Origin of the sequence: Treponema saccharophilum DSM 2985 (genome assembly GCF_000255555.1) — a bacterium.
GTDB classification, from domain to species: Bacteria; Spirochaetota; Spirochaetia; order Treponematales; family Treponemataceae; genus Treponema_D; species Treponema_D saccharophilum.
In genome coordinates this window covers 159,619-178,224 of sequence record NZ_AGRW01000053.1, presented here as the reverse complement: position 1 = coordinate 178,224, position 18,606 = coordinate 159,619, and the positions used below count along the sequence as shown (strand labels likewise).

Here is an 18,606-nt window from a genome sequence, read left to right as displayed (position 1 = left end):
GATTTTTTTTCTGATGGGAATTTTACACGACGGGCTTTGCTCGATTGGAATCGGAAATTCGTTTTGCGGAATCGCGACGGCACCGCTTGAGGAAGTCGAGGCGAAAATGGAATCGTACATCGCGCTTCTTCAGGAATACAACGCGAAATTCGACCTCATAAACACGGACGGGCACGACGAAATCGCAATCCGCCACATCCTCGACTCGCTTTCAGCCGTTCCCGCGCTCTGCGCCGAGCTTTCCTCGCGTGGCGCGGATTTTTCAGGCGGATTTTCCGCCGCGGACATCGGTTCCGGCGCTGGGCTTCCGGGGATTCCGTTGGCGGCGGTTTTCCCGCAGATTCCGTTCACGCTTGTGGAGCGGATGACAAAACGGTGCGCGTTCCTCTCCCATTGCGCGGAGGAGCTTTCTCTCAAAAATGTGACGGTGGAGGAAAATCAGGCGGAGCGGCTTTCCCAGGGGCGGTTCGATTTCTGCGCGTTCAGGGCGTTCCGCCCGCTTGAGAAGAAGATGATGAAAGTCCTCCTCCGCATACTGAAGGACGGCGGCTTCCTCGCAGCGTACAAGGCGCGGCGCGTGAAAATCGACGAGGAGATGAATTCCCTTCCCGTCGTCCCTCAGTACGATGTCGTCCCGCTTTCCGTCCCGTTTCTCACGGAAAACACGTCGGGCGACGAAGAGCGCGAGCGGAACCTCGTCGTCATGACGCGCTGATTGAAAGAAAACGCGGCGCGATTGAGGAAAAGTCGTTCGGCATGACAATCTTTTTTCTGGTTAATGTACTATAAAAAAAACGCGGATGACAAAATCCGCGTTTTTTTTCATTAAACCTGTTCGGAAAACTCAGTTTCAGAACAGGTTATCTTGAAATGCGATGTTCAAAAACGTGCTGTTTTCGATTTCAGCCGTTTTTACGACATGTCCACTTTCTTCAGAATCTTTATGAGGCCGTCCTTCTCTACCAAATCGATTGGGCGTCCCTCGGAGAATCGCCGCGCTTCCTCGCTGTAGTTTCCCGCCGACACGCAGATTCCCTTGTCCGCCTTTGTGTCCGAAACTTTCGCGTGGAAATCGCGGACCGCAAGCTCTCCGACGGAGCCTGTCGTCCGGTAGAAGCGGTAGAGGTGGATTTCCTCCGAGCGAGCGAATTCGACGTTCATGGAAATCTCGACGAATTCGGGCGTCACGGCTATGTCGAGGATTCGGGGTGAATTCTGCCGCTTGTAGCATTGCATGACGACACGCCTGCAGAGCGCGACGAAATCGCTCGACGTTGACATCAGGTAAATCTGGAGGTTTTTGTTCTGGTTCAGCTCCTGATACCGCGCAAGAAGGCTCGGCACGTCCTTGTAGTTCGGCGTCGTCGACTGGATTTCCTTCAGCGCGTCCAGACCTTTCGTTATCATGTTCGTCATGAAGCAAGCCGTCGCGTACCGGTAGCGGATTTCCGTCATTGTGTCCTGCGGCACGTTCTGGTGCTTGAGCGCAATCTCGAAATCCTGGATTGCCTTGTCGGGCTGGTTCATCTTTATGTGGAAAAGTCCCGCCGCAAGGCATGAGCGCGCGCCGAAATCCGGGTTCGGGCGGAGGTGCATGAAAATCTTCATCGCCTTGTCGCCCATCCCGCTTTCGTTCATCGCGTCCGCCATCGAGAAGAGAAGCTCCTTGTTTTCCGGGTTCTCGTCGATTGCGCGCTTGATGTAGGGGAGCGCTTCCCTGTAATGCTTCGATTTGTAGAGCGCAAGACCGAGATAGAGGTTGATTCCTGAAAAATCAGGCCGCAGTATGAGCGCCTTCTTGAAGCACGGGACAGCCTTGTCGAATTCGTTGTTCTTGTAGCATGCGACTCCGAGATAGTAATTTACGTCGAAGTCCTGCTTGTTGATGTTGTACGCGACGCCGAGCCCCTTGAACGACTCCTGAATTTTGTTCAGCTTCAGCGCGCATATTCCCTGCCTGAGCGAGACCTGGAACGGGTTCAGCTCCCTGTGCGCGGGAGCGATGCTCATCATCGTCTCGTAAAGCGGATATGCTTTGTCCCAGGCTCTTTCGTTGTAATACAACTCGCCGAGCGGAATAAGGCCGTCGGTATTGTGCGGATCCTGCGACAGTTTCCTGTTCGCATCGCGGATTATCTGCGCGCGACCCTTCTGCTTTTTTCCACCTTTCTTTTTTCCTGTCGTGATTGCCAGGAGCAACGCACCGAAGGCGACCACTATCACAACTGCTATCAGTACACTCATAACAATTCATTTTCGGCAAAAAAACAGTAAAAATCAATTTGCCGCTCGCATTGTTTTGTCGGGTTATTCGATTTTCGTGGCGAGCGGGCGCGGAACGAAGTTCCGCCCTTTTTGGGGTTGTTGGGGAAGGCGGATATTCGCATTTGTTTTGTCGGGTTTCGTGATTTTGTAGGTGGCGAGCGTGCGCGGAACGAAGCTCCGCCCTTTTGGGGTTGTTGGGGAAGCGGATGTTCGCATTTGTTTTTGTCGGGCAGCCTGCTTTTTTTTCGCACTCTTGAACGGTAACCGCCTGCCTTCTCGGGCAAGACAGATGCGCAAATGCGCACCGGCGCACGCTTGCTCCGACTAAAGCCGAACTGAGAACGAGAAAACGGTACGCAAGCCGAACTTGGAACGGAAAAAGATACACAACTGCCCCGCCGGGCACGGAAGGTGCGCCCCGCGCACCGGCGCACGCTTGCTCCAACCAAGCCGAACTGAGAACGGAAAAAGAATGCAAGCGCCATCTTAGAACGAAAAAAATACGTTCCCCGCTCCTAAATCCCATCCCGGCGCACACTCGCCTCGCGAGTGCTGCGTGCGCTTGTGCCGAGCAAGCCGAACTGAGAACGGAAAAAGGTACACAACTGCCCCGCCGGGCAAGGCAGGTGCGCCCCGCGCACCGGCGCACGCTTGCTCCAACCAAGCCGAACTGAGAACGGAAAAAGGTACGCAAGCGCCGTTTCAATGCAACGGGCAATTGTGGTAGAATCCGTGTCGCGAAAAATTGGAAAACGGAGGTTTTATTATGAAGAAATCGGTCATCGCAATCGCAGCGGCCGTGCTCGCGCTTTCATTTACGGCAGCGGGATGCAAATCAAAGAAGGTGGTAGAGGTCAATTCAGCGGCTGATTTGGCGGGGCTTACAATCGGCGTTCAGGCTGGGACGACCGGGGAATTGTACGTACAGGAAGAGGTCAAGGATGCCAAGATAAAATCGTTCAAGACCGGAATCGATGCGGCGCTTGCACTCGGGAACGGCGCAATCGACGCAATCGTCCTCGACGAGCTTCCCGCAAAGGAAATCGTCAGGCGCAATCCGTCTCTCGCAATCGTCAACGACAAATTTTCCGCGGAGGAATACGCGATCGCCGTCCGCAAGGGAAATCCCGAGCTTCTGGCGAGGATAAACGCGACAATCGCGCGCGTCATGTCCGACGGAACGTATGATTCGCTCGTCAGCGCGTTCATGCCCGTTGACGGGAACATCACCATCCCGAATGTAGAGGAGCTTGAGGCGGCTCCGGTTCTCCGCATGGGAACGAACGCCGCATTCCCGCCGTTCGAGTACGTCGATGGGACGGAAGTCGTCGGCTTCGACGTCACGCTCGCGAAAATGATTGCGAACGATTACGGGAGAAAGCTTCAGGTTTCGGACATGGCGTTCGACTCGCTTATCGCGGCGCTCCAGTCCGGCTCTATCGACTTCATCGCCGCGGGAATGACGGCGACGGACGAGAGGCGCAAGAACGTCGATTTCTCCGAGCCGTACTACAAGACAAACCAGGTCATAATCATCAGAAAGTAAAGTATGTTCTCACCGTTTTTAGAGACAATGATAGGGCAGGGAAGGTACATGCTCGTCCTCAAAGGACTCGGCACGACCCTCCTCATCGCCGCGTGCGCCGTCATCATCGGGACTGTTCTCGGGTGCGTTTTCGCTCTTTTCAAGATTTCGCGCTCGAAAGTCCTCAACGCCGTGGCCGCCCTGTACACGACGATAATCCGCGGCGTTCCGATGGCGACGCAGCTTATGATTTTCTATTTCGTAATACTTTCGCCGCTCGGCATGAACAATGCAGTCCTCGTCGCTGTCATCGCGTTCGGGATAAATTCCGGGGCGTACTGCACGGAGATTTTCCGCGCGGGAATCGAGGGCGTCGACAAGGGGCAGATGGAGGCTGGCCGGTCGCTGGGGCTTTCGTGGTCGCAGACGATGCGGAGGATTGTCCTTCCGCAGGCGGTTCGCACCGTGCTTCCGACGTACACTTCGGAATTCATAACGCTGATAAAGGAGACGTCCGTCGCGAGCTTCATCGCCGTCGTCGATTTGCAGAAAGCGTGCGACAACATCAGGAACGCGACGTACAACGCGTGGATTCCGCTCCTCTCGTGCGCCGCGATTTACCTGGTTCTCACGCTCGGGCTGACGAAGCTGTTCGCGTTCGGCGAAAAGAAACTTGCGAGGGCGTACAGGAAATAATCATGATTGAATTCAGCAACCTCACGAAAAAATACGGGACGAACGTCGTCCTGAACGGAATCAGCGGAAAAATCGAGAAGGGCGAGAAAATCGTCATAATCGGGCCGTCAGGCGGCGGAAAGTCGACGTTCCTCAGATGCCTGAACCTTCTTGAGACGCCCGATTCCGGGAATATCGTTTTCGAGGGAACGTCGATAACGGACAGGCGGACGGACATAAACGCGGTGAGGCGGAAAATGGGGATGGTTTTCCAGCATTTCAACCTTTTCCCGCACCTTTCCGTGATAAAGAACATCACGCTCGCCCCGACGGTGCTCAAGATTTTGGACGAGCAGGAAGCCGAGAGCCGTGCGCGGGAGCTTCTCGACAGAATCGGGCTTTTGGACAAGGCTGATTCGTATCCCGCGAGCCTTTCCGGCGGGCAGAAGCAGAGAATCGCAATCGTCAGGAGCCTCATCATGAATCCCGACGTGATTCTCTTCGACGAGCCGACAAGCGCCCTCGACCCGGAGATGGTCGGCGAGGTACTTTCCCTCATGAAGGAACTTGCCGCCGGCGGAATGACGATGATTTGCGTCACCCACGAGATGGCATTCGCGCGAGAAGTCGCCACGAGAATACTTTTCATGGACGGAGGCAGAATCGCGGAGGAAGGCACCCCAGACGACATCTTCGGAAACCCGAAATCCGACCGCCTCAAGCAGTTCCTGAACGCGGTTTTGTGATTTTTTCATGCCCGGAACTCTTTTGAGCTTCGGGCATATTTTTTTGCTCTGTCCGGCTTTCCGGCCGATGCATGATTTCTCGCGTCATTCTGAACTTGTTTCAGAATCTGCAATCAAGAGATGCCGAAACAGGATTGCACAAAAATCCGCTTTCTTATGAGAGTCGTTCGGCATGACAATTTTTTTCTGGTTGATTTGCTGCTTCAGTCTTCAAAATCACAAATAGGCGTGTCATCCGGAAGAAAAATCAAGAATTTCTGATACTTTTCTATCCATTCGCCGCCATAGACCCACAGAGGGGAGGTGAGCAAAACATAAAACCAGTTTCCCGGTTCGTTATTCTGCACATCGCGCTTTAGGATTTCCAGAACGGTTACTTTCATTCCGCCTTCATGGTTCAGCGTCCTGTATTTTACTTCTGCCGAATAATCTTTTTCCGTTCGTAAATCTATTTCGCCCATTATTCTGAAAGAGGACGATTCTTTTATTTCTGAATATTCTGCCAGCGTGTTTCCGTGCGCAAACAAAGCGAGCGAAAGAATATATATCAGCAGCAAAAATCGTTTCATTTTTTCCTTCCGAACGTTTTCCAAAAAATGGAGCAATGCAAAAATGATAATACGATGCCCGGAATTAACATAGCCTATACAAAAAAGCGTCCGCGCCGAAAAGCATTTCGCAGGTTTTGACATTGCATAACAAGTTTTTTTTTGTATAGTCTTTTTATCGGGTTGATTTCAAATCTGCCTGATAAAAAGACTATATAAAAGGAAGTATAAGATGAAAAAAATTCTTGCATTGGTCGCTGCGAGCCTTCTCTCGCTTTCATCATTCGCTGAGAATACGTTCCACGTAGGGGCGTTTTTCCCGGTTACAATTTTGGATATCGACGGAGAGAGCGTCGTTGCGGAAACTACAGGCGCGGCGTTTGACTTTACTCACGTGGCGGATTGTGGTTTTACCTTCAAGGCTGGGGCTGGGTACGGTTTTGGACTGAGCGACATTGAGGACGCAAAAGGCGACAATCTGACTTGGTTTGATTTGGATTTTTCGGCAGGCTTCGGCGGTTCGTTCATCCATGACGAAAAAATGACGCTCTCGTTGCTCGGTGATATTGGACTCAGAATCCAGGGCGGCGGCGAGTCTGCTGATGGCAACAGTGTGGATTATATTCCTGTGATGTTCTATTTCGGACCGGAAGTTTCATTCACCTATCGCTTCACACCGCATGTCGGGCTTTTCGCAAATCTCGGAGTTTTCTATGCGATTGGCTCAACATCAGTCGAACTAAAAACTGCCGACGAAACCGTTTCTGATGACCTCAGCACGTCTGGATTCATCGTTCAGCCAAAACTCGGCGTTGCATTCACGCTGTAATTTTCTGGAAACGAAAAATGCACTCTGAACTTGTGATAGGGAGTGCATTTTTTTTGTGCCACGAAAAAACGGCGGAGTTGCCCCCGCCTGTACAAAGCCTTCAAGATTTCTAGTTTGCGCTGTATGTGAATTCAGCGACATTGCTCCATGCGCTTTCTCTGACTGCAGGACCTTCCGCTTTCAGCCAGAAATAGTATTTTCTTCCGTCGCGAGGTGTAAGATATGGCGCGCTGGTTGAAGGAATGTTTACTGTTCGTGTGTTCGAGCCAGCTTCAATAGTGGTGCAAGTGATGTTGTCATAGGCAATTGCCTGCGAAGAATCATTTGTAGTCGAGTAGCCGAGCACTGCCGTCGTTGCGCCTTCAGTACCAGTTTTTCCGCTGTAGTTGAATGTGATGTTCACGGCGCAATTGCTTGTGTTGTCCGTCATTGAGTTGATGACAAGATTCGTAGGAGCAGGAAGAGTTGTCAGCGTTCTTCCCTCATTTTCATCTGACGAGTCATCACTGCATCCAGTGACCGCGCACGCCATAACCAATGCCGCAAAAATTGCCGCAAGTTTAGAAAGTTTTTTCATAAATCCTCCAAGATTTTCTTTTTTTTGTTTTTTGCGGAAGTCGAACAGAGCCAGATTTCCGCAAAAAGTAAGAAAAATCTTAGCATACCCTATACAAAAAAAAAGCAGTCCGCGCGCAGTTTGCGCATGAAAAAAGGAAAAAGACACGCAACTGCCCACCCGCGCACCGGCGCCCGCTTGCTCCAACCAAAGCCGAACTTGGAACGGAAAAAGATACGCGCCCGCCTTCCCCGGCAAGGAAGGTGCGCCCCCGCGCACCGTCGCCCGCCTGCTCCAACCAAAGCCGAACTTGGAACGGAAAAAGATACGCGCCCGCCTTCCCCCGGCAAGGAAGGTGCGCTCCCGCGCACCGGCGCACGCTTGCTCCAACCAAAGCCGAACTGAGAACGAAAAAAGATACGCAAGCGCCTTGACCCGCTCGGCGAACGGCGTTATTTTTTTCCGACCCATCGGAAAACGATGGGGAAAATGAGAAATCCCCCGTTTTTCGGAGCGTTGCTTTCCGGGGGAGAAATCACAGTGATGAGGTAGAGAAAATGAACATTCACATTCTTGAAATGCCGCTCGATTTCGGAGCGAGCAGGCACGGTTCCGACATGGGACCTTCGGCGATACGCCTTGCGGGAATAAAGGAAAGGCTTGAGGGACTCGGACACAAAATCGAAAAATATTTTTCACCGATACAGATAAATCCCCAGGAATACGAGGCGATTGGAAATCCCAAGGCAAAATACCTCAACCCGATTGTGAAGGCGAACGTCCAGCTTGCCGAGGAAGTCGAGCGCGCCGCATCTTCCGGCGACTTCCCGCTCATTCTCGGCGGCGACCATTCGATTGCGCTCGGCTCGCTTGCGGGGCTTGCCGCCGCATACCGGAAGACGAACACGACGTTCGGCGTCCTGTATGTGGACGCGCACGGCGATTTCAACACGGACGAGACGTCTCCTTCCGGGAACATACACGGCGAGTGCATGTCCGCCTCATGCGGATACGGTCTTCCAGATTTGACGAACCTCTATTTTGCGGGACGGAAAGTCGACCCGAAGAACGTCTGCTACGTTGGGTTGCGCGACCTTGACGCGGGCGAGAAGAAACTCATGAGGGAAGCCGGCGTTACGGCGTTCACGATGACGGATATCGACCGGCTCGGATTCAACGAAATCGTCCGCAAAGTTCTCGCGTTCTTCAAGGGAAGGGTGGAAGCGGTCCACGTTTCGTTCGACATGGACTGCCTCGACCCTATGTACGCGCCGGGAACGGGCTATCATCTTCCCGCCGGAATGACGAACCGCGAGGCGCTTCTTCTCATGGAGGAAATGTGCGATTCGGGACTCGTGAAGTCCGCCGAAGTCGTTGAGGTCAATCCCGTCCTCGACGTGCGGAACCAGACGGCATCGTTCGCTGTCGATTTGATTGCGCGTCTTCTCGGCGAAAAGCTCTTCTAAGCTCCGCCGGCATGAGACCTGTTCGGAAATGTCAGTTTCGGAGCAGGTCTGTTCTATTCTTTTCTTTTCTTTGTCAGGCAGATTGCAGGGCGATTCGAATCCGCGACGATTTCCTATAAAGATGCAGGACGGCGGCGCGACGCCCGGCGGATATTCGGGATGCGCAAACACTGACTGCATCGGCATCGATAAACCCGGAACGGCTTCGGGGCGATGATAAAAATCATGTATCCACCGAAAAACCGGGCGGATTTTTCGGAAATGCGAGGAAAAATGGTCTACAGACGGAACCCCGAAAAATGCGGCGCGTTCATCCGGAAATGCGTCTTAAAACATCTGATTCTCCTTTCCGGATTTCTGGCGTTCGCGCTTCTCTTTACGGAACTGCTTCTGAGAATGGACGGAACGCGGTCGCATCGGGCGTTCGCTGCGATTGCCACAGCGGAATCGGCGTGGGTGTTGATAATGGCGGCAGTCATCTCGTTCTTCATTGCGCACAAAAGCGGGAAGGCATATTCCTCTCTCGAAATCGAACTCACGGACGAATACATCGAACGGCGGGCATGCGGTTTTACGGTGCGGATTCCGTTTTCGGAAATAAAGGCGGTCGTTCCGTTCCGGAGTTTCGTGGACGGAGCGTCGCTCAAGGTATGCGGAGCAGACTGGACGGCAATCGGCATTCCCGCCGACACGGAAGGATTCGAATACATTCGCGAAAAGCTGATGCAGAACGCACAGAGCCTGACTGATGACGTAATCCGCTTCCGCCGCATCAGGATTGCGTTCTCAATCGTCTATTTTTCGACCGCAGCCGCAGCCGCGGTCATCTCGCTCGTCCTCAGGAAGGAATGGCTCATCATCGCGTCATGGATACTGTTCTCGCTGTATTTCATCATGAGGACAGTATTCGCGTTCAAGTCGAAGGTGCGGATGAGCATGAAGGTGATGCGGCTCGTTTCAATGCTCATCGTCGTTTTCTATCTCGGGCTCAGGATTCTTCGTTTCATCCGGATGTATTACTGATTCCCATCCGGAAATCCGCCATCCGTCTCCGTCCTGAAAATCCTGATGGAAAAAAGGATGCCGGAACGCGTTTCGCATGGCTCTTGCCGATGATATATCAGCCTGCCAAAAAAAGAGGAGCCCGAAAACGCAGGGAAGCGTTCCGAACCCCTCTGATACGTTTGTTTTCTGATTGCGTTTTTCGCGCCTATGAGAGGAGAATGTCGTCGAGCTGCCTTTTCGGGACGAAATGGACGTCGTTCTCGTCGCGGTAGTACGCGGTTTTTCCGTCAGCGCCCACATCGACGAGTTTTACGGTCTCGGCGGGTTTTCCGAGCGCGATGACGAGCGCTGGAACGAGGCTCTCGTCGGCGCCCATCGCGCTTGTGACGTCAGCCTTGTTGAAATTGCCGAGCATACATCCGCCGAATCCTTCCTCCACTGCGGAAAGAAGAATCGTCTGCGCGGCGATTCCGACATCTGTTTTCGCGGCATCGGCGTTCGGGTTTATGTTCGAGTCGACGTATATCACGATGTACGATGTCGGCTCCATCCCCTTGTGCGGAAGCTCCACGCCCTTGAGCATCTTCGCCCATTTTGTCAGCGCGTTGAGCTTTCCGACCTGCTCCTGCGAGTCGGCAATCTGGTATTTGAGCGGCTGCACGTTTGCCCCGGAAGCGACGAGGCGCGCCGTGTCGACGAACGAGACGAGCGTCCTGTGCGGAATTTTCGTGCTGCCGTCGAACCCGCGGTAGCTTCTGTTTTTTATGACGATATCGCGAATCATGTTTTCATCTCCGTTTCCGTTTTGTCAGCGTTTCTTGGACTCGACGAAATCGCGGATTCTGTCGAGCGCGATTTTTATCTTGTCGATTGACGTCGCGTAGCAGCATCGTATGTGCCCCTCGCCGCCAAGCCCGAACACGTTTCCGGGAACGACCGCGACGTTGTGCTCTTGGAACAGCCCGAGCGCGAATTCCTCGCTCGTCATTCCCGTCGACGTGATGTCGGGGAACATGTAGAACGCGCCCGTCGGTTCGGGGACGGGAAGGTTCATGTCGCAGAATGCCTTGTACATGAGGTTCCGCCTCTGCTGGTAGCTCGTCCGCATTTTCTCGACGTCCTTCCATCCGTGCTTCAGACCCTCCGCCGCCGCGTACTGCGAGAAAATCGGCGGGCAAATCGTGTTGTATCCGTGGAGCTTTACAATCTGCCCCAAAAGCTCGGACGGCGCGGCGATGTAGCCGATTCTCCATCCCGTCATCGCGAAGCTTTTCGAGAAACCGTTCAGGATTATCGCGTAGTCCTTCATCCCGGGGAAGCTTCCGATTGAGACGTGCTCGGCGTTGTCGTACGCAAGCTCGCAGTAGATTTCGTCGGAGATGCACCAGATTTGGTTCTTGATTACGACATCGGCGATTTTTTTCAGCTCCTCTTTCGGAATCATCGTTCCCGTCGGGTTGTTCGGCGAGCAAATCATCAGCGCCTTCGTCTTCGGCGTTATCGCCGCGGAAATCTGCTCCGCCGTCGGGTAGTATCCGTTCACGCTCGAGTCAATCGGGACGACCTTTGCCTGACAGAGGTTCGCGAGCGGGACGTAGTTGACGTAGCAGGGCTGCACGACGATTATCTCGTCGCCGGGGTTGAGAATCGCGCGCAGGACGACGTCGACGCCCTCGCTCGCCCCGACAGTGGGGAGTATCTCGTTCTTCGGGTTGAAGTACATCCCGTATTTTTCCATATATTTCGCGATTTCCTCGCGAAGCTCTATCAATCCCCAGTTCGACGTGTACGACGTGTGCCCTTTTTCGAGGTGGTAGTATGCCTCCTCGCGTATTACCCACGGCGTCGGAAAATCCGGCTCGCCGACGGAAAGCGAGATTACGTCGTCGTGCCCGATAAGCATCTCAAAAAACTTGCGGATTCCCGACGGAGGTGTTTCCATCATCGCCCGCGAAAATTTGTCTTCTCTCGTGTTCATTCTGATTCCTTAATTGTGTGCCCAGCTTTTGCGTGCTTACGCCATCACGCCTTCGCGCCTGTCCGACTCGTCCTCGACGTAAAGGACATCGTTCTCCTTGTATTTCTTGAGGAGAAAATGCGTTTTTGTCGAGCGGACGCCGTTCAGCGTGGAAAGCTTGCTCGAGACGAACGACGCGACGTCGCGCAGATTGTCCCCTTCGATTACGACTTTGAGGTCGTATCCGCCGCTCATGAGGTAAAGCGATTTCACCTGCGGGAACCGGTAAATCCTCTCGGCGATTTTGTCGAACCCGTGCTCCCGTTCCGGCGCGCACTGAATCTCTATCTCGGCAAAAACTTTGTCCCTGCATGTCTCGTCTTTTTCCGGATTGACGATCGCGGCGTATTTGAGGATGACGCCCTCGTCCTCGAGCGATTTTATTATAGCGTTAACCTCGGCCTCCGACTTTTTCGTCATCGCCGATATGTCCTCCGCGGAAAGTCTCGCGTTCTCCCGCAGCAAATCGAGGATTTCTTCCTTTCCGTCCATTTTTTCCTCCGTTAATTTTTCTGAAAAGCGCCCCGATTCTACCACAGACGCGAAGAATTTGTCATTCTTCCGGTTTTCCCTTCCACAAAATGAAAAATGCCTTCCCCCTTCCGCAGGAAAACATGTCGTCCTTTCCCAAAACATCGCGCGCATATCAATCAGGGGCGCACGCGCCTGCGCGTGATGCCGAAGCCGCTCCGACTCGCGGGAAAATATGTCGTAAAAGCAATGCGGCTTTCTTTGCTTAAAAAAAATGTCGCCTTTTTCCCAAAACATCGCGCGCACTTCCATCAAGGGCGCACGCGCATCGCGCGTGATGCCGAAGCCGCTCCGACTCGCGGGAAAACATGTCGCGGGAGCAATGCTGCTTTCTTTGCTTAAAAAAAACTGTCGTCCTTTCCCCAAAACATCGCGCGCACATCAATCAAGGGCGCACGCGCATCGCGCGTGATGCCGAAGCCGCTCCGACTCGCGGGAAAATATGTCGCGGGAGCAATGCGGCTTACAGACGTTATCGTAAAGATGGATGACGTTGTTCTGCTAATTGCGAAACTGTTTGTCGCATAGAATTCGCTGTGTGGATTTTGGTGCTATCATACGATATGCGCGCGGGGATTTTTTTTCGGCATCCTAAAAATTTGTTCGCGAAAACGGCGTTTTTTCAGTTTGCTTTGTGCTGTTTCTGATAAAAGGATACTGAGAAAAAATGAAAAATATTCCGGAAATGGAACCGGATTTTATTGTGGAAAAAGCGGAATCTTCCGCGAAAGTTATAGGAGGAACCATGAAAAGAAGACTTCTTCTGGCAGCCGCGTCCGTGTTCGCGCTGTCGGTCGTTCCGGCATTCTCCGCTGAAATGGGGACGGATTTTTCCGATGAGAAATCCGATGCGCCGTGGGGATTTTCGACGAGCGGGGCGGTATTGAGAGTGAGCAAATCGGCTGTCGCGGGGAATGCGACTCCGAAGCTTGAATTCGGCATGGAGAACCAGAAGGGTGGGCGCGTGGCGACAAAGAAATTCTCGCCCGCAGTTACGGGAAAGACGATTTCCGTCTCGTTCGACTGGTTTCCGGGAAAAATCAACGACAAAGGCTCGAATCCGGACGAGAACGGCGGACAGGTGACGTTCATCGATTCCGACGGGAAGACGGCGTTCGCGCTCGACTTCACGCACAACGGCTCCCTTTCCTACCGTGCCGGAAACGGAAAGCCCGTGGCGCTTCCGTTTGCCCGCGACGATGTGTGGTATTCGGTGTCGCTTTTGTTCGACGTGCGGAGCGGGAAAATCTCCGGCACCGTAAAGGATTCGTCAAGCGGAAATTCCGCGGACATCGCGGCGGAAGTGTCCGGCGGTGAATTCAGCGGCGTCATCGCGAAGATGACCCTCACCGGAATCCGGACGAGCGGAAACAACATCACGTGGACGACGTTCCTCGACAACGTGAATTTTGCCGTCGAGGCAATCTCGAAGAATTCGATAACGACCGTTGCCCCGCTTCCGTATGCGCGCGTCTACACTGGAACGGCAAAGGACGTGAAGGGCCTCAACCTCCCGAAAAAAGTTCCCGTCACGCTCGCGAACGGGCTTGGGGCGGACGCGACGGTATCGTCGTGGAAAAGCGTCGGGAAGGAATGGGATTGCGAGAAGGAGGGCGTTTACACGTTCGAGGGAACGATTCCCGCTTCAGGAATCGTGGACAACGATTTGAACAAGAAGGCTGTCCAGTACGTCTACAACAGGCTTCCCGTCCCGGAAACCGAGCGCCAGGCTGAATGGCTCGACCGCGGCGTCATTGCGGTGAAGGCAGGCAAGGGAATTTTCGTCAGCTGGAGAATCCGCGCCGATGAATTCAAGGAGAAGCTTTCGTTCAACGTCCTCAAGAACGGGACGGTCGTGGCGAAGAAGCTTTCCGTCGCGAATTACCTCGACAAAAAGGGAAAGCCGGGCGACGTCTACACGGTCGAGACGTACAAGGACGGAGCGTTGTCCGACACTGCCGAGGCGAAGGCGTCGGCGGACAGCTACCTTTCCATAAAAGTGCAGAAGCCCGAGGGCGGTGAGAACGGCGACGGCCCGTACACCTACAGCATGAACGACGCGACTGTCGGAGACCTCGACGGAGACGGCTCGTACGAGATTATCGTGAAGTGGTATCCGAGCGACGCTATCGATTCGAGCAAGGCGACGCTTACCGGCCCGACTTTGTTCGACGCGTACAAACTCGACGGAACCCCGCTGTGGAGAATCGACATGGGGCTGAACCTTACTTCCGGCGCCCACTACAACCAGATTGTCGTTGCCGATTTTGACGGCGACGGAAAGAGCGAGGTGTTTCTCAAGACGGCAGACGCGACGACCGTGTACGGCGTCACCGACGGAAAAATCGACACGAGCAACGTTATCGGCGTCATCGGAAACGCGTCCGACAACGGAAAGTGGATTTCCCGCGAGGGAAAATCGCGCGGGCACGTTACGGGCGGCCCCGAGTACGTCACGTTCTTTGAAGGAATGACGGGAAAAATCCTCGACACCGTGGAGTACGAATTCCCTGTCGGAAACGTATCGAGCTGGGGCGACACCTGGTACAACAGAAGCGACCGCTGGAACGCCTGCGCGGCATATCTGGACGGAACAAAACCGAGCGCCGTTCTCGGGCGCGGATACTATGCGCGCACGGCCTACGCGGCATACGACCTCGTTGACGGGAAAGCCCGCCTCCGCTGGTCGTTCGATTCCGCGAAGGAAGGTCGCGGCGGCGCTCTCGGAAACCACAACCTTGCCGTGGCGGACGTCGACAACGACGGGAAGGACGAGATTGTCGCCGGCGATTTGACGCTCGACGATGACGGAACGATTCTCTACGCGATGGACGGCGAAATGCTCCGCGAGAAAGGCTCCCATGCCGACGCAATCCACATCGGGCAGTTCGACCCGGAAGTCGAGGGGCTTTACGTCTGGCAGCCGCGCGAGGAACCTGCCGTCGCGAGCCTTGTCCTTCACGATGCGGCGACTGGCGAGGCGAAGCTCGTCTATTACGCGGCGAAGGATGCCGGGCGCGCTATGGCGGCGAACATCACGAAAGAGCCGGGCTACAATTTCTGGGGTGCCGGCGGTTCGGGCGCGGAGAAGGGCGGCTCCGTCTACAATATTTACGGCGAAACACTCGTCGACCGTTCCGTCGTTCCATCGATGAACTTCAAGATTTACTGGGACGGCGATTTGCTCCACGAGCTTCTCGACGATTTGGCTCCGCTCGACTGCATAAACCTCTACAAGTTCGATGAGCTTTCCCGGACGCTCAAGGAGACGGTCCGCTTTACGGGAACGCACAGCAACAACTCGACGAAGGCAAATCCGTCGCTTCAGGCGGACATCCTCGGCGACTGGCGTGAGGAGGTCGTCGTTCCGAGCGATGACGACACCGAGCTCCGCATCTATACGACGACGGAGCCGACGAAATACCTCATCTACACGCTCATGCACGACCCCGTTTACCGCTTGTCTGTCGCATGGCAGAACAACGGCTACAACCAGCCGCCGTGCCTCAGCTTCTATCTTGGCGAGGACATCTCGAAAACGGTCCGCTCCAAGAAGATACCCGTTCCGTCCGTAATCTATCCGGGAAGGAAATAAGGATGATTGTCCGGTAAATTTGTTGCCGGACAGCGTTTCATACCGATGATTTTTCATGCGCCGCCAGCAGGTTTTTCCGTTGGCGGCGTTTTTTTTTCTGTGCGAAAAAAATTGTTGGAGTGATTTTTTTAAAATCGGCGTTTTTATGTTATCATGTTGCGGTATGTCTATGCGGAATGTTTTTCGTATGGCCGATTAGTGAGAATCAAAAAGTGTTATACAAAAAGGAGAATCTTTATGCGTAGCGGGCTGAATGCGTGGCTCAAGAAGTTGTATTTTGCATGTGCTATCGTTGCCGCCATTATGGCAGTCAATTTTGGAGCCAGAATTTCCTTCGGGAATAGAGCTTCGGCCGATTTGGAGAAAGTTGTGAGCATGAAGCGGCTCGAATTCGATGTCGGGTTCAAGGACCAGCTCGCATTGGGAATTCAGATGTCGAAATCCCCGCTCATAAAGTCGTACATGCAGAATCCGTATGACCCGATTCTGAAGGAAGAGGCGTTTGCCGAGATTGCCTCCTACCAGACTTCCTTCTCTTCGAACCAGACTTTTATGATAAACGACAAGGACCTCATCTATTATATAAACAACAAGGAGCAGTACGTCCTCGACAAAAATGACGCCTCGTCGGCGTGGTACAACATGACGGAGAAAATGACGAAGGACTACGATTTGTTCATCGACTACGAGATGGCGCTCAACGCGACGTTCGCATGGGTGAACGCCATCGTGCGCGGGGCAAAACGGGAATTCCTCGGGATAATCGGAACGGGAATTCCCGTTTCTGATTTCGTCAAGACAATGTACGGGACGCTTCCGAATGACATCAAGATGTACATGTACAATTCCGACAGGATTGTCTCGGCCTCGCTCGACACTTCTCTGATGGAGCGGAAGGCGGATATCCTCGAGGTCATCCCGGCTTTGCGCGGAAAAAGCGACGATGTAATTCAGCCGAAATCGATATCGTTCATATCGACGGTCAATATGGTCTATGCCATATGCCCGCTACCCGATGTCGGATGGTACTGCATCGTCAGCAAGGAGCTTACGTTCAAGGAATTCTTCATCAATGCGGCTATTCCGCTCGCGCTTGTCCTCCTTTTCGTGCTCCTGAACGTTTTCGTAATTATGTACAGAAGGCTCCTCAACCCGCTCATGACTCTTACGTACATGACGCACGACCTTTCGAGCGGCGACGCGGACCTTTCCCGCAGAATCGACATCGAGAAATTCCAGTCGCTCAAAATGCTGAGGACACTTTGCGGCGAATTCAACTGTTTCATAGAAAAAGTCCACACGATAATGTCGAAAGTGAAAAACTCGAAGGACAGCCTTGTCGATAACGGCGGAATCCTCCATGAGAGCATAGACAACACCTCGTCATCGATAAAGCAGATTGTCGAAAGCCTCGCGGAATTCGAGCGGACGATAACGTTCCAGATTGGGCGGGTCGCTTCGACTGTTGACGGAATCGAGCGGATATTCAACGGAATCGGCGATTTGGGCGGAAGAATCGACAAGCAGGTTTCGAACGTTTCCGTCGCGGAAAATTCTGTCAAGGAGATGGTCGGAATTATCGGAACCGTCAACTCGTCCGTCAGCCGCCTCACAAGCTCGTTCGAGGATTTGGAGGAGAACGCGCGCACCGGAATCACGATGCAGAGCGAGGTCAACAGGAAAATCGAGGAGATTCAGGCGCAGAGCACGATGCTTCAGGAAGCAAACACGATGATTTCCGCGATAGCCGAGCAGACGAACCTCCTGGCGATGAACGCCGCAATCGAGGCGGCCCACGCGGGCGAGGCTGGAAAGGGATTCAGCGTCGTCGCGGACGAAATCAGGCAGCTCGCGGAAACGTCTTCTGAGCAGTCGCGCACAATCGGCGAGCAGCTCATGGCAATCGAGAATTCTATTTCCGAAATCGTCATTAAATCGGGCGAGACGCAGAAATCGTTCGACAACGTTTCCGGCGACATAAAGATGACGAACGAAATCATCGTCGAGATTTCCGATTCGATGAAAATGCAGGCGCAGAATTCCGATTTGATAAACAACGCGCTCGCAAGCCTCAACGATTCGACGGCCCACGTCAAAAACGCGTCGTCAACGATGCGCAGCGAAAGCCGTTCAATCCTGAACAACGCCCAGGAGTTGAAGAATTCGACGGCGAACATGCAGACGGAGATGGATTTGATGAACAGCGAGGCCGTGAAAATCAACGACTCGAAGAAAATCCTCATAGAAATTTCTGCCGCAATGGATAAATCCATCCAGGAAATCGACAAGGAAGTCAACGTCTTCAAAGTCTAATTTCCTCAATGGGGCTGTCCAAAAGTATTGTCATGCTGAACTTGTTTCAGCAGCTACGCTTCATATTGTGCAGAGATTCCGAAACAAGTTCGGAATGACGCTGGGCAAAGAACGTATTGGACAGCCCTTTTTAATTCCTTCACCAGTCCGCTCTCGCACCGTCACACGCTTGCTCCCGCCAAGCCGAACTTGGAACGGAAAAAGAAATGCTCACAGCCCGCCCGGGCACGGAAGGTGCGCATCGCGCACCGTCGCACGCTTGCTCCCGCCAAGCCGAACTTGGAACGGAAAAAGAAATGCTCACAGCCCGCCCGGGCACGGAAGGTGCGCATCGCGCACCGGCGCCCGCTTGCTCCTGCCAAGCCGAACTTGGAACGGAAAAAGAAATGCTCACCGCCCGCCCGGGCACGGAAGGTGCGCATCGCGCACCGGCGCACGCTTGCTCCAACCAAGCCAATCTTAGAACGGAAAAAGAAATGCAAGCGCATTCTACAAGATGTCCCATTCCTTTATAATGTCGTTTGTCCGGGAATCG

At 53.6% G+C, this 18,606-nt stretch carries 15 protein-coding genes; 9 read left to right on the top strand and 6 right to left on the bottom strand.

What is annotated here, in order from left to right:
• Positions 1–13 precede the first annotated feature (13 nt).
• Positions 14–715, top strand: a complete 702-nt coding sequence (gene rsmG, locus TRESADRAFT_RS12385) for a 16S rRNA (guanine(527)-N(7))-methyltransferase RsmG (RefSeq protein WP_002706142.1) — start codon at positions 14–16, stop codon at positions 713–715.
• 197 nt (positions 716–912) lie between these two features.
• Here the strand turns inward: rsmG and TRESADRAFT_RS12380 are convergent, their stop codons facing one another.
• Entirely contained in the window at positions 913–2,244 is a 1,332-nt protein-coding gene (locus TRESADRAFT_RS12380; protein ID WP_002706141.1) for a tetratricopeptide repeat protein, read from the bottom strand.
• Positions 2,245–3,031: 787 nt separating this feature from the next.
• Here TRESADRAFT_RS12380 and TRESADRAFT_RS12375 point away from each other — a divergent pair.
• From TRESADRAFT_RS12375 to TRESADRAFT_RS12365, 3 genes are read left to right on the top strand one after another with little or no spacing between them, the layout of a single operon-like run.
• Entirely contained in the window at positions 3,032–3,811 is a 780-nt protein-coding gene (locus TRESADRAFT_RS12375; RefSeq protein ID WP_002706139.1) for a transporter substrate-binding domain-containing protein, read from the top strand.
• A 27-nt stretch (positions 3,812–3,838) separates the two neighbouring features.
• On the top strand, positions 3,839–4,486 hold the full coding sequence (locus TRESADRAFT_RS12370) for an amino acid ABC transporter permease (RefSeq protein WP_002706134.1): 648 nt from the start codon (positions 3,839–3,841) through the stop codon (positions 4,484–4,486).
• 2 nt (positions 4,487–4,488) lie between these two features.
• Positions 4,489–5,211, top strand: coding sequence for an amino acid ABC transporter ATP-binding protein (locus tag TRESADRAFT_RS12365; protein WP_002706133.1), 723 nt, complete (start codon positions 4,489–4,491; stop codon positions 5,209–5,211).
• 203 nt (positions 5,212–5,414) lie between these two features.
• Here the strand turns inward: TRESADRAFT_RS12365 and TRESADRAFT_RS12360 are convergent, their stop codons facing one another.
• Entirely contained in the window at positions 5,415–5,780 is a 366-nt protein-coding gene (locus TRESADRAFT_RS12360; RefSeq protein WP_002706132.1) for a hypothetical protein, read from the bottom strand.
• Positions 5,781–5,991: 211 nt separating this feature from the next.
• Here TRESADRAFT_RS12360 and TRESADRAFT_RS12355 point away from each other — a divergent pair, with 211 nt between their 5' ends.
• Positions 5,992–6,588 (top strand): hypothetical protein, encoded by a 597-nt coding sequence (locus tag TRESADRAFT_RS12355; protein ID WP_002706131.1) that lies wholly within the window; start codon positions 5,992–5,994, stop codon positions 6,586–6,588.
• Between the two features lie 109 nt (positions 6,589–6,697).
• Here the strand turns inward: TRESADRAFT_RS12355 and TRESADRAFT_RS15370 are convergent, their stop codons facing one another.
• Complete coding sequence (locus TRESADRAFT_RS15370; protein WP_050985099.1) at positions 6,698–7,615, bottom strand: hypothetical protein; 918 nt, start codon at positions 7,613–7,615, stop codon at positions 6,698–6,700.
• An 86-nt stretch (positions 7,616–7,701) separates the two neighbouring features.
• On the opposite strand from TRESADRAFT_RS15370, the gene rocF reads away from it, so the two are divergent.
• Together rocF and TRESADRAFT_RS12340 are read left to right on the top strand one after the other, a co-directional pair.
• The gene (rocF, locus tag TRESADRAFT_RS12345) at positions 7,702–8,610 is read left to right on the top strand and encodes an arginase (protein WP_002706128.1); all 909 of its coding nucleotides are present in this window, start codon (positions 7,702–7,704) and stop codon (positions 8,608–8,610) included.
• A gap of 273 nt (positions 8,611–8,883) precedes the next feature.
• Positions 8,884–9,633, top strand: coding sequence for a hypothetical protein (locus TRESADRAFT_RS12340; RefSeq protein ID WP_002706126.1), 750 nt, complete (start codon positions 8,884–8,886; stop codon positions 9,631–9,633).
• 187 nt (positions 9,634–9,820) lie between these two features.
• Here the strand turns inward: TRESADRAFT_RS12340 and TRESADRAFT_RS12335 are convergent, their stop codons facing one another.
• From TRESADRAFT_RS12335 to TRESADRAFT_RS12325, 3 genes are read right to left on the bottom strand one after another with little or no spacing between them, the layout of a single operon-like run.
• Positions 9,821–10,399 (bottom strand): nitroreductase family protein, encoded by a 579-nt coding sequence (locus TRESADRAFT_RS12335; RefSeq protein WP_002706124.1) that lies wholly within the window; start codon positions 10,397–10,399, stop codon positions 9,821–9,823.
• Positions 10,400–10,423: 24 nt separating this feature from the next.
• A complete protein-coding gene (locus TRESADRAFT_RS12330) occupies positions 10,424–11,593 on the bottom strand; it encodes a pyridoxal phosphate-dependent aminotransferase (protein WP_002706122.1) in 1,170 nt (389 codons plus the stop codon).
• A gap of 36 nt (positions 11,594–11,629) precedes the next feature.
• A complete protein-coding gene (locus TRESADRAFT_RS12325; RefSeq protein WP_002706120.1) occupies positions 11,630–12,124 on the bottom strand; it encodes an Lrp/AsnC family transcriptional regulator in 495 nt (164 codons plus the stop codon).
• A 784-nt stretch (positions 12,125–12,908) separates the two neighbouring features.
• Here TRESADRAFT_RS12325 and TRESADRAFT_RS15365 point away from each other — a divergent pair.
• Positions 12,909–15,758 carry a rhamnogalacturonan lyase family protein gene (locus TRESADRAFT_RS15365; protein ID WP_002706119.1) on the top strand — a complete coding sequence of 950 codons (2,850 nt, stop codon included), beginning with the start codon at positions 12,909–12,911 and terminating at the stop codon, positions 15,756–15,758.
• Between the two features lie 237 nt (positions 15,759–15,995).
• Positions 15,996–18,071 carry a methyl-accepting chemotaxis protein gene (locus TRESADRAFT_RS15360; RefSeq protein WP_002706118.1) on the top strand — a complete coding sequence of 692 codons (2,076 nt, stop codon included), beginning with the start codon at positions 15,996–15,998 and terminating at the stop codon, positions 18,069–18,071.
• Positions 18,072–18,606: the final 535 nt, after the last annotated feature.